The sequence below is a fragment of the Pseudomonas sp. 05T35 genome (genome assembly GCF_056396605.1).
In genome coordinates, this window is the sequence record NZ_JBFTLU010000056.1 from 1 (window position 1) to 14,491 (window position 14,491).

Annotated in this window: 13 protein-coding genes and 1 other RNA gene; 9 read left to right on the top strand and 5 right to left on the bottom strand. The window is 59.4% G+C overall.

The window, feature by feature from the left end:
* The 4 genes from AC1DH9_RS06525 to ffs form a co-directional block, all read left to right on the top strand.
* On the top strand, positions 1-149 hold a 149-nt coding region (locus AC1DH9_RS06525; RefSeq protein ID WP_477807948.1), incomplete at its 5' end, for a hypothetical protein.
* 256 nt (positions 150-405) lie between these two features.
* On the top strand, positions 406-1,254 hold the full coding sequence (gene zipA / locus AC1DH9_RS06530; RefSeq protein WP_477807943.1) for a cell division protein ZipA: 849 nt from the start codon (positions 406-408) through the stop codon (positions 1,252-1,254).
* A gap of 212 nt (positions 1,255-1,466) precedes the next feature.
* The gene (gene ligA / locus AC1DH9_RS06535; protein WP_477807944.1) at positions 1,467-3,824 is read left to right on the top strand and encodes an NAD-dependent DNA ligase LigA; all 2,358 of its coding nucleotides are present in this window, start codon (positions 1,467-1,469) and stop codon (positions 3,822-3,824) included.
* Between the two features lie 190 nt (positions 3,825-4,014).
* An RNA gene (gene ffs, locus AC1DH9_RS06540) (signal recognition particle sRNA small type) lies at positions 4,015-4,111 on the top strand.
* A 120-nt stretch (positions 4,112-4,231) separates the two neighbouring features.
* Here ffs and AC1DH9_RS06545 read toward each other — a convergent pair.
* Entirely contained in the window at positions 4,232-4,600 is a 369-nt protein-coding gene (locus AC1DH9_RS06545) for a VOC family protein (RefSeq protein WP_427545958.1), read from the bottom strand.
* 136 nt (positions 4,601-4,736) lie between these two features.
* Entirely contained in the window at positions 4,737-5,051 is a 315-nt protein-coding gene (locus tag AC1DH9_RS06550) for a helix-turn-helix domain-containing protein (RefSeq protein ID WP_054593225.1), read from the bottom strand.
* A 490-nt stretch (positions 5,052-5,541) separates the two neighbouring features.
* Between AC1DH9_RS06550 and AC1DH9_RS06555 the strand changes: the two genes are divergently transcribed.
* Positions 5,542-7,242: a putative bifunctional diguanylate cyclase/phosphodiesterase gene (locus AC1DH9_RS06555; protein WP_477807945.1), complete on the top strand. Its 1,701-nt coding sequence runs from the start codon at positions 5,542-5,544 to the stop codon at positions 7,240-7,242.
* Positions 7,243-7,245: 3 nt separating this feature from the next.
* Here the strand turns inward: AC1DH9_RS06555 and AC1DH9_RS06560 are convergent, their stop codons facing one another.
* Positions 7,246-8,004, bottom strand: coding sequence for a substrate-binding periplasmic protein (locus tag AC1DH9_RS06560; protein WP_427545962.1), 759 nt, complete (start codon positions 8,002-8,004; stop codon positions 7,246-7,248).
* Between the two features lie 146 nt (positions 8,005-8,150).
* Between AC1DH9_RS06560 and dnaX the strand changes: the two genes are divergently transcribed.
* The 4 genes from dnaX (at position 8,151) to AC1DH9_RS06580 (ending at position 12,914) form a co-directional block, all read left to right on the top strand.
* The gene (gene dnaX, locus AC1DH9_RS06565) at positions 8,151-10,262 is read left to right on the top strand and encodes a DNA polymerase III subunit gamma/tau (RefSeq protein ID WP_427545964.1); all 2,112 of its coding nucleotides are present in this window, start codon (positions 8,151-8,153) and stop codon (positions 10,260-10,262) included.
* A gap of 67 nt (positions 10,263-10,329) precedes the next feature.
* Positions 10,330-10,668 (top strand): YbaB/EbfC family nucleoid-associated protein, encoded by a 339-nt coding sequence (locus tag AC1DH9_RS06570; RefSeq protein ID WP_477807946.1) that lies wholly within the window; start codon positions 10,330-10,332, stop codon positions 10,666-10,668.
* Positions 10,669-10,974: 306 nt separating this feature from the next.
* Positions 10,975-11,577 carry a recombination mediator RecR gene (recR, locus tag AC1DH9_RS06575; RefSeq protein WP_054593221.1) on the top strand — a complete coding sequence of 201 codons (603 nt, stop codon included), beginning with the start codon at positions 10,975-10,977 and terminating at the stop codon, positions 11,575-11,577.
* A gap of 188 nt (positions 11,578-11,765) precedes the next feature.
* Positions 11,766-12,914, top strand: a complete 1,149-nt coding sequence (locus AC1DH9_RS06580) for an acyl-CoA dehydrogenase family protein (protein WP_427545966.1) — start codon at positions 11,766-11,768, stop codon at positions 12,912-12,914.
* A gap of 120 nt (positions 12,915-13,034) precedes the next feature.
* Here AC1DH9_RS06580 and AC1DH9_RS06585 read toward each other — a convergent pair whose 3' ends face one another.
* Both AC1DH9_RS06585 and fnr read right to left on the bottom strand, forming a co-directional pair.
* A complete protein-coding gene (locus AC1DH9_RS06585; protein ID WP_427532921.1) occupies positions 13,035-13,583 on the bottom strand; it encodes an adenine phosphoribosyltransferase in 549 nt (182 codons plus the stop codon).
* 78 nt (positions 13,584-13,661) lie between these two features.
* Complete coding sequence (gene fnr, locus AC1DH9_RS06590; RefSeq protein ID WP_477807947.1) at positions 13,662-14,396, bottom strand: fumarate/nitrate reduction transcriptional regulator Fnr; 735 nt, start codon at positions 14,394-14,396, stop codon at positions 13,662-13,664.
* Positions 14,397-14,491 lie beyond the last annotated feature (95 nt).

Sequence of the window (14,491 nt, forward strand, 5' to 3'; positions counted from 1 at the left end):
CGCAAACGGTGCAGTTCATCTATATCACCCACAACAAGATCGCCATGGAAATGGCCGACCAATTGATGGGGGTCACGATGCACGAGCCCGGTTGTTCGCGTCTGGTAGCCGTGGATGTCGAGGAGGCGATGGCGATGGTGGACGCCTGAGTCATGGCGCGTAGGCCAGATATTTGCGCGAAGCAGGGATTTTTACCCGCAGAGAATGCTGGCTAATCGACATAATGGCTGAAGCCATTGTGACTGACGGTGTAAAGTTATCTTTGGTCGTGCTAGTTTAATGTCAATTTTTCGTATGCGTGGGCAAAACGCCATTCAGAACATAGAGTTGGCGCCACGTTTTAAAGCGGTTTACAGCTTGTAAACCCCTTATTTTTCAGCATTTTTTATAGAGGCACGGGATTACATGGAAATCGGTCTGCGCGAGTGGCTGATCGTCATCGGCATTATTGTCATTGCCGGTATTCTTTTTGATGRCTGGCGGCGCATGCGCGGCGGCAAGGGCAAGCTGAAGTTTCGCCTGGACCGAAGCCTGTCCAACCTGCCGGACGAGGACAGTGGTGCCGAGCTGCTGGGCCCGCCACGCGTACTGGATACCCATAAAGAACCACAACTCGACGAGCATGACTTGCCGTCGGTGAGCATGCCTGCCCGTGAGCCGCGTGAATCGGGCTCCAAGCGCGGCAAGCGGGGTAGTGAGCCATCCCAGGGTGACCTGAATTTGAATCTGGACCTGGATGGCGGCCCAAGTTTCAGTAGCCGTGATGATTTCCCGGACGAAACCAAATCGCCGAGTGCTGCCGCCAATAAAGAACAGCCGCAGGCAGAAGAAGTACTGGTCATCAGCGTGATCTGCCGTGACCCGGGTGGGTTCAAAGGCCCGGCCCTGTTKCAGAACATCCTGGAAAGCGGTCTGCGTTTTGGCGAGATGGATATCTTCCATCGTCACGAAAGCATGGCCGGCAACGGCGAAGTGCTGTTCTCCATGGCCAACGCGGTCAAGCCTGGTGTGTTCGATCTGGACGACATTGATCTGTTCAGCACCCCGGCCGTCAGCTTCTTCCTCGGCTTGCCAGGCCCGCGCCATCCGAAACAGGCCTTCGACGTGATGGTCGCGGCTGCCCGCAAACTGTCTCAGGAACTCAATGGCGAACTGAAGGACGATCAGCGCAGCGTGCTGACGGCTCAGACCATCGAGCACTACCGTCAACGTATCGTCGAGTTCGAGCGTCGCGCCCTGACCCAGAAGCGCTGAATCGAATGATCAAGCTCTCTAAGACTAGAGAGCTTCTTGTGGCGAGGGAGCTTGCTCCCGCTGGGCTGCGAAGCGGCCCCATTCTGGTTTACGACGGCTTCGCCGCCGAACGGGAGCAAGCTCCCTCGCCACAGAATCTGCGTCTTTACGCTATATCGTATTTTGAAGATTGAGCAGCCTCGGCTGCTCTTTTGCTTTATGAGAGAGCACCCATGACCGCCGTTGAAAAACGCATTCTAGAGCTGYGCGCTGAGCTGGATCAGCACAACTACCGTTACTACGTTCTCGACGAGCCGAGCATTCCGGACGCCGAATACGATCGGCTGTTCCATGAGCTCAAGGCGCTGGAAACGGCAAACCCCGAGCTGGTCACTATCGACTCGCCGACCCAGCGGGTTGGCGGTGCGGCGCTTGCGGCGTTCACTCAAGTGCGGCATGAAGTGCCGATGCTCAGTCTTGGTAACGCCTTCGAAGAAAATGACATGCGCGAGTTCGATCGCCGGGTCACCGAAGGTCTGGATTTGCCGGCCGGCGATTTGTTTGGCGCTGGCGCCGAGGTGGAGTACAGCTGCGAACCGAAGCTCGATGGCCTGGCAGTCAGCTTGCTGTATCAGGACGGCATGCTGGTGCGCGGCGCTACTCGCGGCGACGGCACTACCGGTGAAGACATCAGCGTCAACGTGCGCACGGTGCGCAACATTCCGCTCAAGCTGCAGGGCAGCGGCTGGCCGTCGACCCTGGAAGTGCGCGGCGAAGTGTATATGTCCAAGGCCGGTTTCGATCGCCTTAACGCCGCGCAACTGGAAGCCGGCGGCAAAACCTTCGCCAACCCGCGCAACGCCGCAGCGGGCAGCTTGCGTCAGCTGGATTCGAAGATTACCGCCAGTCGCCCGCTGGAGTTCTGCTGCTACGGCCTCGGCCAGGTCTCGGCCGAGATTGCCGACACGCACATCGGCAATCTGCAACAACTCAAGCTGTGGGGCTTGCCGGTCAGTCACGAGTTGAAACTGGCCAAGGGTATTGGTGAATGCCTGGATTACTACCGCGATATCGGCGAGCGCCGTAATGCGCTGCCTTATGAAATCGATGGYGTGGTGTTCAAGGTCAACAGCCTCGCCTCGCAGCGTGAGCTGGGCTTCCGTGCTCGCGAGCCGCGCTGGGCGATTGCCCACAAGTTTCCGGCGATGGAAGAACTCACCGAGTTGCTCGACGTGGAATTCCAGGTCGGCCGAACCGGTGCGGTGACTCCGGTTGCACGCTTGAAACCGGTGAAAGTGGCGGGTGTGACCGTGTCCAACGCGACATTGCACAACATGGATGAAGTCGCGCGCCTGGGCTTGATGATCGGCGATACGGTGATCATTCGCCGTGCCGGTGACGTGATCCCGCAGGTGGTGCAAGTGGTTACCGAGCGTCGCCCGGAAAATGCCCGTCCCGTGCAGATTCCCAAGTGCTGCCCGGTCTGTGGCTCGCATGTCGAGCGCACGCAGTTGGTCAAGCGCAGCAAGGGGCGCGAAACGGTCAGCGAAGGGGCGGTATATCGCTGTGTCGGGCGTCTGGCCTGTGGGGCCCAGCTCAAGCAGGCGATCATCCATTTCGTTTCGCGCCGGGCCATGGACATCGAGGGTCTGGGCGAGAAGAGCGTCGAGCAGTTGGTGGACGAAGGCCTGGTCAGTTCGCCAGCAGATTTGTACGCCTTGAGCTTCGAACAGATCGTCGACCTGGAAGGGTTCGCCGAGCTGTCGAGCAAGAACTTGCTGAGCGCGATTGCCGACAGCAAGAAACCGGGGTTGGCGCGCTTCATCTACGCCCTTGGTATTCCGGATGTCGGCGAAGAGACGGCCAAGGTCCTGGCGCGCTCACTGGCATCGCTTGCGCGGATTCAGCAGGCATTGCCGCAAGTGCTGACGTACTTGCCGGATGTCGGGCTGGAAGTTGCCTACGAGATTCACAGCTTCTTCGAAGACGCGCACAACCGGAAGGTGATCGAAGAACTGCTCAAGCATGGCCTGGAGATTCAGGATCAGGGCGAATTGGGCGCCGAGTTTGCCGCCAGTACCACGCTGGGCGGAATGATCGACAAGCTCAACATTCCCTCGGTCGGGCCGGGCGGGGCGCAGAAGCTGGCCGACAAGTTTGGTTCGCTGGAAGCGATCATCAGCGCCGACTGGCTGGACATGCGTCAAGCGCTGCCGGAGAAACAGGCCAATGCTGTTCGGGAATTCTTCGCCATCGAACCGAACCGCCAGTTGGCGCTGGATGCCGAACAGCAATTGCGCGACTTCGGCATGCACTGGCAAAGCGAGAAGAAAGTCGTCGAAGGCTTGCCGCTGGCGGGCCAGACCTGGGTGCTCACCGGCTCTCTGGAGCTGATGAGCCGCGACGTCGCCAAGGACAAGCTCGAAAGCCTCGGTGCCAAGGTGGCGGGCTCGGTATCGGCCAAGACCTACTGCGTGGTGGCGGGGCCCGGTGCGGGCTCCAAATTGGTCAAGGCCAATGAGCTGGGGTTGAAGGTGCTGGACGAAGAAGCGTTTGTCGGGTTTCTGAAGGCACACGACATCAACGTTTAAGATTGCAGCCCGCGGCAGCTCCGGAATCGGCATTTGCCGGCAGGAGCTGCCGCAGGCCGCGATCTTTTAAGGACCAACGCAGGTCCTTGACGTGACTCATATTTTTTAATCTGCGCGAACGGTTGTAACTTCGTCTCAGATAGGTACAATGGCGCGGCTCGCCGTCAGGTGAGCGTCGTTATGGTGACCCCATCGGTCCCCCCGCAACGATTACCCGTGAACCTGGTCAGATCCGGAAGGAAGCAGCCACAGCGGGAACATTGTGTGCCGGGGTGTGGCTGGTGGGGTCGCCACCTTAACGCCAGGCCTTCATTCGCAAGGCTTGTACCTCTTCAAAAAAATCCAGAATTTCTATCTCATTGATCTTTCCTGATCGATGCCTTGCTTCGTCCAAAATAACCTCGCCGTCATTCCGAAAGAGCAAATACCCGCAACCGATGCCCATCCGGATCGAGCGCCACGAAGGTGTAGCCGAAATCCAGTTCAATCGGCTCTTGGGCGATGCGCAGTCCTTGTGCAGTCCATGCGGCGTACAGCGTGTCGACCGTCTCTTTGTCGGCCACCGAGAATCCCAGTTCTCCGCCACCACCCGCCGCTTCGGCCGCAGGTTCAACGGTGTGTCTGGACCACAGCCCAAGCTTTAGCCCCGAATCAAGAATGAACAGCGCGAAGGTCGGTTGCAGTTCAACCGGTGGTTTGTCGAGCAGGCGGCTGTAGAAGTTTGCGCTGGTGGCGGGGCTGTCGACGTACAGCAGCAGGTAATGTTGGGCGTTCATGGCGACTCCGATGTCGTTGGCGTTGATGGCTCAAGCCTAGACGGTCGGGCTGTCAGTTTCTGTCAGTAGTCGATAGCAAAAGAGCAGGCAGGTGTATCAATCCGATACACCTGCCTGCTCTTTTTTGTTTCTGGCTCTAAGGCTTGGACAAGGCCTGGTCTACCGCCGCGATCAGCTTTCCCAGATCCTTCGGGGTGGCTTTGTGTATGACACCGAACAAATACGCTCGCTGTTCGTCTTCGTCGCCAAGATCGGCAAAAAACGCTTTGAGCTTCACTCCCAGCACATCGGCAAGCATGAACAGGGCTTCCACGCTGGGGGTATAGGTGCCGGTTTCGAAGCGGCTGATGGTTTTGGGGTCAAAACCGGTTTTTTCACCGAGTTCAGCCTGAGTAAGCCCCGCCACCTTGCGATAGCGCCTTATGGCTGGACCCAAACTTGAAATTTGCATCGCTCAATTCCCATTTAGAATCAAGAACTTAACGATAGATTTTTGCATTAGACAACTGCATGATCCATCACCTTGCTTTGCAAAATGTGATGTATTTCGTAGAATCCCTGTTTCGTACAGGCATTTGGTGACCTGGCTTCATAAGTCCAGGCAATGTGAGATAGCCAGCATTGTGTTACCTCGCAGGGTGTGCAGAGGCGCCGCTGACGACGCGAAATGCCGTTTCAATATTACCAGAGTCGGTGTTTTTGACGTGCCTGTACGAGGCCTCTGAGCCTAGTTGATCTTCGTCTGTTCGGGGGCCATCAAATGCTGTTCATGGAGTTTTAACGTGCATCTGAATTTGCCGGCCCGCTCTTTTACAAGGATGTTGCCCTGGCAGCATCACGCGCTGCGACCCTCTGCGCAGTGCCGCATCCTTCAAAACATCTCTTCCGGGCGTTGTGCGCTGGTCGAGCGGTACAACCGCTAGCCACAGTGAGCCGGACTCATGGATGAGAAGTACCGCAGGGCCGTAGATGCAGCCGCTATTTTCTCCGAGACGGAMCTGGCGGGGCGCATTACTTACGTCAACGATTTGTTTTGTGCCGTGTCTGGTCACAGTCGCGAGGAGTTGCTGGGGGCCAACCACCGGATCCTCAACTCGGGTCTGCATCCTGACGATTTCTTCACCACGATGTGGCGCACCGTTGCCTTGGGCAAAGTCTGGAAGGGCGAAATCTGCAACCGGTCCAAGGACGGTAGCCTGTACTGGGTCGACAGCACCATGGTGCCGGTGCTGGACGAATCGACCGGACGGGTCCATCGGTATCTGTCGATTTGCTTCGATATCAGTGAAAAGCGTCAGTTGCTGCACTCACTGCAATGGCGGGTCGGCCATGACGTCCTGACCGGCCTGCCCAATCGGGCGTATCTCTCCGATTTGCTCGAGCAGGCCCTGGATTACTCCCGCGTCGAGAACGTGCCGTTGGCAGTGTGCATGCTCGACCTCGACGGCTTCAAAGCAGTCAATGACGGCTACGGTCACGCCAGCGGTGACTTGTTGCTGGTTGAAGTGGCCAAGCGTCTACGCACCATCGTTCGAGGCGAAGATGTGGTGGCGCGGCTGGCCGGGGACGAGTTCGTGCTGATCTTGCGGTTTGTGCGCGATATGCCGGAGTTGCGCGCGGCGCTGCATCGTGTGCTGGGGGCGATCTCTGCGCCGTATTCGATTCTGGGCAAGGACATCAATGTGTTTGCCAGCATCGGCGTCACGCTGTTCCCGGATGACAGCGAGGATGCGCAAACCCTGCTGCGCCACGCCGATCAGGCGATGTACGTGGCCAAGCAGAGCGGGCGTAACCGTTTTCATCTGTTTGATGTGGTGCGCGACCAAGAGGTCAAGGCCACTCACCAGACGGTCGCGCGGGTGCGTCAGGCCTTGCTCAACGATGAGTTGCGCCTGCACTTTCAGCCCAAGGTCAACATGCGCTGCGGTGTGGTGGTTGGTTTCGAGGCGTTGCTGCGCTGGGAGCACCCGCAGAACGGTCTGGTGCCGCCCAAGGAGTTTCTGCCGTTTGTCGAGGAGACGGACCTGATCGTCGATATTGGCGAGTGGGTGATGGAGCAGGTCCTGGCGCAGTTGTCGCGATGGCAAAAAAACGGTCAACGCTGGCCGGTCAGCGTCAACATCGCTGCTCGGCATTTTCAGCGGGCGGACTTTTTTGATCGGCTCAAGACCGTGCTAGAACGGCACGCCTGGGTTGCGCCTCAGCTGCTTGACCTGGAGATTGTCGAGTCGGTGGCGATCGAGAATATTCAGCACGTCAGCACTTGCCTGCAGGCCTGTCAGGCGCTGGGCGTAAGGTTTTCTCTGGGGGATTTTGGCACGGGTTATTCGTCGCTGAGTTACCTCAAGCGCCTGCATACGCAAACCATCAAGATCGATAAGTCATTTGTGCGCGACATTCTGCATGATCGCGATGATCTGGCGTTGACCACTGCAGTCATTGGTCTTGCCCGGGCGTTTGGGCGAGAGGTGATCGCCGAGGGCCTGGAAAGCATCGAGCATGGCGAGTTGCTGTTGCGTCTGGGTTGCGAGGTGGCACAGGGCTATTTCATTGCGCGGCCGATGCCGGCCAGCGAGGTGCYGGGCTGGGTCGAGGCCTTCGTTGCACCGACCCGGTGGCAGGCACTGGACCAGGCGGTCTGAGGCTTACTGATCGGCCAGGGTCGGTTCGTTGGTTCCGGTGTAGAGCCTGATGATGTCGTCGACTTCCCCGGACATCTTCATCTTGAGCAGCGTTTGCAGAATCAACTGGACCGGCAGCCTTGGGTCGTTACGCACGTAGCAGCCGACGTTTTGCTCCTGCAACACCGCGACTGCCCGCAATGGCCGGTCAGGCATCATTTGCAGGTTGAACCAGTCCAGGGCCCATTGATTGCTGACAGCGTAGTGATTTCGGCCGGCCGCCAGTTTTTTCAACACCTGTTCCTGATTGCGCGCATCGTCGCGTTTGAGTTGGCCGTTGTCGAAGAGTGGTTGCAGGGTCGGGTAGCTGTAGCCGAGTACGGTGCCGATCGGCTGCACGGAAAGACTGGCCGGGATGACCGAGGCAGGAGCGCCTTGCGTGCTGACCAGTACGTCGCGCTGAAACCACAACGGAACGCTCCAGAGATAGTCGCCGGACTGATTTGGCAGCCAGGATTGGGCCGCGTAGCAACGGATGTCGATTTCCCCGTGCTCCATGGCGCTCTGCACGCGTGCGCGGGCCAGCACGTGAAACTCCGCCGGCAGTCTCAGTTGTGTGGCCAGGCTGAGCATCACGTCGTACAGAATGCCCTGGGTCGGTCGGCCGTGCTCGATTTGCACCATGGGCATCGCCCAACTGTCGGTGATTGCAAAGCGCAGGGGCGCAGACGCACCAGTAGCGCTGACGCTGATCAACAGCAAAGCCCCCAAGGCTGAACGCATAAATTCTCCAGCAAAAAGACCGGCAGGAGCCGATTAAAACGGATCCAAATACCAGCTTAGCCAGATTAGCCGAGCACACCGGATGCAATTTTGGCCTTGCTCCGCTAGCATTACCCGCTTCCGCTTCCCAGATGCGACGGTTTTCGATGAGTTATCAGGTTCTTGCACGTAAATGGCGTCCGCGCTCGTTCCGCGAAATGGTCGGCCAGACCCATGTGCTCAAGGCTCTGATCAATGCCTTGGACAGCCAGCGGCTGCACCACGCCTATCTTTTTACCGGCACCCGCGGTGTGGGCAAGACCACCATCGCGCGGATCATTGCCAAATGTCTGAACTGTGAGACAGGTATCACTTCGACGCCGTGTGGCGAGTGCTCGGTGTGCCGCGAAATCGATGAAGGGCGCTTTGTCGACCTGATCGAGATCGACGCCGCGAGCCGGACCAAGGTCGAGGACACCCGTGAGCTGCTCGATAACGTGCAGTACGCGCCGAGCCGTGGGCGCTTCAAGGTCTACCTGATCGACGAAGTGCACATGCTCTCCAGCCATTCCTTCAATGCGCTGTTGAAAACCCTCGAAGAGCCGCCGCCCTACGTCAAGTTCATCCTGGCGACCACCGACCCGCAGAAACTTCCTGCAACGATTCTGTCGAGGTGCCTGCAGTTCTCGCTGAAAAACATGACGCCGGAGCGCGTGGTCGAGCATTTGACCCATGTGCTGAGCGTCGAGAATGTGCCGTTCGAAGACGATGCGCTGTGGCTGTTGGGCCGTGCTGCCGACGGTTCGATGCGCGATGCCATGAGCCTCACCGACCAGGCCATCGCCTTCGGTGAAGGCAAGGTCATGGCGGCCGACGTGCGAGCAATGCTCGGCACGCTCGATCATGGTCAGGTCTACGATGTCCTGCATGCGCTGCTCGATGGCGACGCCAAGGCGTTGCTCGAAGCGGTGCGGCATCTGGCCGAGCAGGGCCCGGACTGGAACGGTGTGCTGTCGGAAATTCTTAACGTGCTGCACCGCGTGGCGATTGCCCAGGCCTTGCCTGAAGGCGTCGATAACGGTCATGGCGACCGCGACCGGGTGTTGGCGCTGGCTCAGGCCTTGCCGGCCGAAGACGTGCAGTTCTATTACCAGATGGGCTTGATTGGCCGCCGCGATTTACCACTGGCGCCTGACCCGCGCGGTGGGTTCGAAATGGTCTTGCTGCGAATGCTCGCGTTCCGCCCGGCAGACACAGCAGACGCGCCGAGGCAGCCGCTAAAGCCAGTGGGGATCAGCCAGGCCACAGTTGATTCCGCAAACTCAGTGGCTGGCGCACCGCGTGTTGCGCCGGTAGTTGCACCTGCTTCCGTTGCCGCTGCACCTGTCGTTGCAGCGCCGATCCAGCCGGTTGCCGAGGTGGTTGCACCAGTGCCGACACCTGAGCCTGTTGCTCCAGAGGTCGTGCCTGCGCCGGTGGTCGAGGTGGTGGCTGAGCCTGTGGCCATCGTCGAAGAAGTCGTCGACTTGCCCTGGAACGACCCGGTAGAGCCTGAGATCGTGCAGCAACCGGCTGTCGAGTCGGTGCTGGAGACGATTGCCGAGCAGCCTGGCCTGACGCCCATGCCGACACCGACGCCGGACAGCGTTGTACCCGATGCACCTGAGTGGGCGGCAGCGCCGATTCCCGAGCCGTCGGCGGCTGAAGTCGACGTCGCCACGCCGGGAATGGACCTGGATGACGAGCCGCCGCTGGACGAGGACTACATCGAGCCGGACATGGATTCGGCCTATAGTTACCTTGATGAGCTGGCCAGTGAGCACGCCGCAGAACCCGCGCCGGCCCCCGAACCTGAACCGGCTGCGATGCCGGCCACAGGGCTGGCATTGCAATGGCTGGAGCTGTTCCCGAAATTGCCGATTTCCGGCATGACCGGCAGCATCGCCGCCAACTGCACGCTGATTGCCGTCGATGGCGACCACTGGTTGCTGCACCTGGACCCGGCCCACAGCGCGCTGTTCAACGCGACTCAACAACGCCGGCTGAACGATGCGCTGAACCAGTATCACCAGCGCACCCTGACGGTGAGCATCGAGCTGATCAAGCCGGAGCAGGAAACCCCGGCCCAGGCGGCCTCGCGTCGACGTGCCGACCGCCAGCGCGAGGCTGAGGATTCGATCCACGGCGATCCGTTCATCCAGCAAATGATGCAACAGTTCGGCGCGGTGATCCGTAACGATACTATTGAACCTGTCGAGGCTCTGGTCAGCCAGGGCTAATAACTGAAGGTGTTCGGCCCACTGGGCCGGGCGCTGTTTTGATCCAAGTACTTTTGAGGTGATTCCCATGATGAAAGGTGGCATGGCCGGCCTGATGAAGCAGGCGCAGCAGATGCAGGAAAAGATGGCCAAGATGCAGGAAGAACTGGCCAACGCCGAAGTCACCGGTAAAGCCGGTGGCGATATGGTCACCGTGGTGATGACCGGTCGTCACGACGTCAAGCGCGTGACCATCGATCCAAGCCTGGTCGAAGGCCTGAGCGAAGACGACAAGGAGATGCTGGAGGCCGTGTTCGCTGCCGCCGTCAACGAYGCYGTSCGCAAGATCGAAGCCAACAGCCAGGAMAAAATGKSCRGCATGACCGCWGGCATGCAACTGCCACCGGGYATGAAACTGCCATTCTGATTCGCTGACGCGTCGGATGGTCTACAAAAATGCCAGGCACTCAGCCTGGCATTTTTGTTTTTGGCGGGCGAGACATTCGGTGTCTGTTGAACCGCCTTCGCGAGCGGGCTCGCTCCCACATTGGATCGGGGGACAGTTTGCGATTGATGTCACACTGTAAATCCCTGTGGGAGCGAGCCTGCTCGCGATGAAGTCGACTCGGTAATGCTGAAGAAACATCGAACGTGATACCGTCGATGAGCATTTGACGCTGGCCAGAGGCGCGGGTATAAACCGCGTCTCGTTGATATGTCGGACGTTTCCCCCATGAGCTTCAGCCCTTTGATTCGCCAACTGATCGACGCCTTGCGCACCTTGCCCGGTGTCGGTCAGAAAACCGCCCAGCGCATGGCGTTGCAACTGCTCGAGCGTGATCGCAGCGGTGGCTCGCGGCTGGCGCTGGCCCTGAGTCAGGCCATGGAAGGGGTCGGCCATTGCCGACTGTGCCGCACTCTGACCGAAGACGATCTGTGCCCGCAGTGCGCGGACCCTCGTCGCGACGACACCTTACTGTGCGTGGTCGAAGGGCCGATGGATGTCTACGCCGTGGAGCAGACCGGGTTTCGCGGTCGCTACTTCGTGCTCAAGGGGCATTTGTCGCCGCTCGACGGCCTGGGGCCGGAAGCCATCGGCATTCCGCAATTGCTGGCGCGGATCGAAGAGGCGGGTACGTTCACTGAGGTCATTCTGGCCACCAACCCGACGGTTGAAGGTGAAGCGACAGCGCACTACATCGCCCAGTTGCTCAGCAATAAAGGCCTGATTGCTTCGCGCATCGCCCATGGTGTGCCGTTGGGTGGCGAGCTGGAGCTGGTGGATGGCGGGACATTGGCGCATTCGTTTGCCGGGCGTAAGCCGATCGTTCTGTAGCGCGTTAACTGACGTCATCGCGAGCAGGCTCGCTCCCACCTTGGAACGCATACTCCAGGACAATTCGGTCAACTGTGGGAGCGAGCCTGCTCGCGATGCGGGCGACTCGGTCTCCTTGACTCACACAATTCTATTGAAAACCAAGCAAGCGCTCGGTAAGTTCGCTGAACCTTCAGTGGAGCTCGCCGATGCCTGCCTTTCAGGAATACTTCGACCCCAGCCATCAGTTGGTCCGCGACAGCGTACGACGTTTCGTCGAACGCGAGATTCTGCCGGACATCGATCAGTGGGAGGAGGCCGAGGGCTTCCCCCGCGAGCTCTACCTTAAGGCCGGTGCAGCGGGCATTCTCGGCATTGGCTACCCCGAAGCGCTGGGTGGCAGCCACGAAGGTGATCTGTTCGCCAAGATCGCCGCCACTGAAGAGCTGATGCGCTGTGGTTCAGGCGGGTTGGTGGCGGGGCTGGGCTCACTGGACATCGGCCTGCCACCGATCCTCAAATGGGCCAGGCCCGAGGTGCGAGAGCGAGTGGTGCCGCAAGTCCTTTGCGGCGAAAAAATCAGCGCGCTGGCGGTTACCGAGCCCAGCGGCGGCTCCGATGTGGCCAACCTGCAAACCCGTGCCGTGCGTGACGGGGATTACTACCGGGTCAGTGGCAGCAAAACCTTTATCACCAGTGGTGTTCGCGCGGATTTTTATACCGTCGCGGTGCGCACCGGTGAGCCGGGATTTGGCGGCATCAGCCTGCTGCTGATCGAGAAGGGCACGCCAGGATTCACTGTCGGTCGTCAGTTGAAGAAAATGGGCTGGTGGGCGTCGGATACCGCCGAACTGTTTTTCGATGATTGCCGTGTGCCGGTGGGCAACCTGATCGGCGTCGAGAGCATGGGCTTTGCCTGCATCATGGGCAACTTTCAAAACGAGCGCCTGGCGTTGGCATTGATGGCCAACATGACTGCGCAACTGGCGCTGGAAGAAAGCCTGAAATGGGCCCGGCAGCGCGAAGCGTTCGGCAAGCCGATTGGCAAGTTTCAGGTGCTCAAGCATCGCTTGGCGGAGATGGCCACGGCGCTGGAAGTCTCCCGGGAGTTCACCTATCGCCAGGCTGCGAAAATGGCCGCGGGGCAGAGCGTGATCCAGGAGATTTCCATGGCCAAGAATTTTGCCACCGACACTGCCGATCGCATCACCAATGACGCGGTGCAGATTTTCGGTGGGTTGGGTTATATGCGTGAAAGCCTGGTGGAGCGGCTGTACCGCGACAGCCGGATCCTGTCCATTGGCGGCGGTACGCGGGAAGTGATGAACGAGATCATCAGCAAGCAGATGGGGCTTTGAATCAGGCGGTGCCAGGCTGACGCTATCGCGAGCAGGCTCGCTCCCACAGGGATTTTGTAACTACCGAAGATCCAGTGTGGGAGCGAGCCTGCTCGCGATGGCGTCGGTGAAGGCGCCAGCTTATCTTTCGCTCAGCGCAAACTGCGTCAGGCAGAACGTCGGGATGTTCATATCTTCCAGGCGCTGGGAGCCACCCAGTTCCGGCAGGTCGATAATTGCCGCGGCTTCGAAAACCCGCGCGCCCATGCGCCGAATCAGATTGGCCGCAGCGATCAGCGTACCGCCAGTGGCGATCAGGTCATCGAAGATCAGCACCGAGTCGCCTTCGCAGAGGCTATCGGCGTGAACTTCAAGAAAAGCTTCGCCGTACTCGGTCTGATACCCCTCGGACAGAACGTCAGCCGGTAGTTTGCCTTGCTTGCGAAACAGCACCAGTGGCTTGTTCAACTGATAGGCGAGGATCGAGCCGATCAGGAAGCCGCGCGCATCCATGGCGCCGATGTGCGTGAAGTCAGCCTCGACGTAGCGGTGCGCAAAGCTGTCCATCACCAGGCGCAGGGCCTTCGGGGACTGGAACAGCGGGGTGATGTCGCGAAAGATCACGCCCGGCTTTGGAAAATCGATAACGGGGCGGATCAGGGATTTGATGTCGAAGGAGTCGATGAGCATCGTCGAGGTGTCCTGGCAGGCTGCAAACGGCGAAGTATAACTGCGGCCGGGCAGGTTCGCTCAGCCGCAATCGCAACGTCAGCCTTCGATCGAGCCACCGGCCAGCGCACACAGCTGGATCGGGTCGAGGATGTGCACTTCCTTGCCTTCGGCCGCGATCAGTTCGTTCTGCTGGAAGCGTGTGAATACGCGGGACACGGTTTCCACCGCGAGGCCCAGGTAGTTACCGATTTCGTTGCGCGACATGCTCAGGCGGAACTGGTTGGCAGAGAATCCGCGTGCGCGGAAGCGCGCCGACAGGTTGACCAGGAACGTGGCGATACGCTCGTCGGCGGTCTTTTTCGAGAGCAGCAGCATCATCTGCTGATCGTCACGAATTTCTCGGCTCATCACGCGCATCAATTGGCGGCGCAACTGTGGCAGTTGCAGGGCCAGTTCATCGAGCCGTTCGAAGGGGATTTCGCACAYCGAGGTGGTTTCCAGGGCCTGGGCCGAAACCGGGTGGCTCTCGGTGTCCATGCCCGACAAGCCAACCAGTTCGCTCGGCAGGTGGAAGCCGGTGATCTGTTCTTCGCCGCCATCGCTCAGGCTGAAGGTTTTCAACGCGCCGGAGCGCACTGCGAAAACGGAATCGAACTGGTCGCTCTGACGAAACAGAAACTCGCCTTTTTTCAGCGGGCGACCACGTTTGACGATATCGTCCAGCGCATCCATGTCTTCCAGATTCAGCGAAAGTGGCAGGCAGAGGGGGGCCAGGCTGCAATCCTTGCAATGTGCCTGGCTGTGAGCGCGCAGTTTAACTGGCTCGGACATTTCTTAGATCCTTGTGGGAAAACACACATAAGACGTAAGGGTAACCCACGCAATGACGTCGAAGCCAGCCTGTGGTGTCTTAAATTACCCGAGAG

Coding starts and splice junctions, on each gene's coding strand:
- recR (WP_054593221.1), top strand. CDS start 10,975: ATGAGCTTCAGCCCTTTGATTCGCCAACTGATCGACGCCTTGCGCACC.
- AC1DH9_RS06580 (WP_427545966.1), top strand. CDS start 11,766: ATGCCTGCCTTTCAGGAATACTTCGACCCCAGCCATCAGTTGGTCCGC.
- AC1DH9_RS06545 (WP_427545958.1), bottom strand. CDS start 4,600: ATGAACGCCCAACATTACCTGCTGCTGTACGTCGACAGCCCCGCCACC.
- AC1DH9_RS06550 (WP_054593225.1), bottom strand. CDS start 5,051: ATGCAAATTTCAAGTTTGGGTCCAGCCATAAGGCGCTATCGCAAGGTG.
- dnaX (WP_427545964.1), top strand. CDS start 8,151: ATGAGTTATCAGGTTCTTGCACGTAAATGGCGTCCGCGCTCGTTCCGC.
- AC1DH9_RS06585 (WP_427532921.1), bottom strand. CDS start 13,583: ATGCTCATCGACTCCTTCGACATCAAATCCCTGATCCGCCCCGTTATC.
- AC1DH9_RS06560 (WP_427545962.1), bottom strand. CDS start 8,004: ATGCGTTCAGCCTTGGGGGCTTTGCTGTTGATCAGCGTCAGCGCTACT.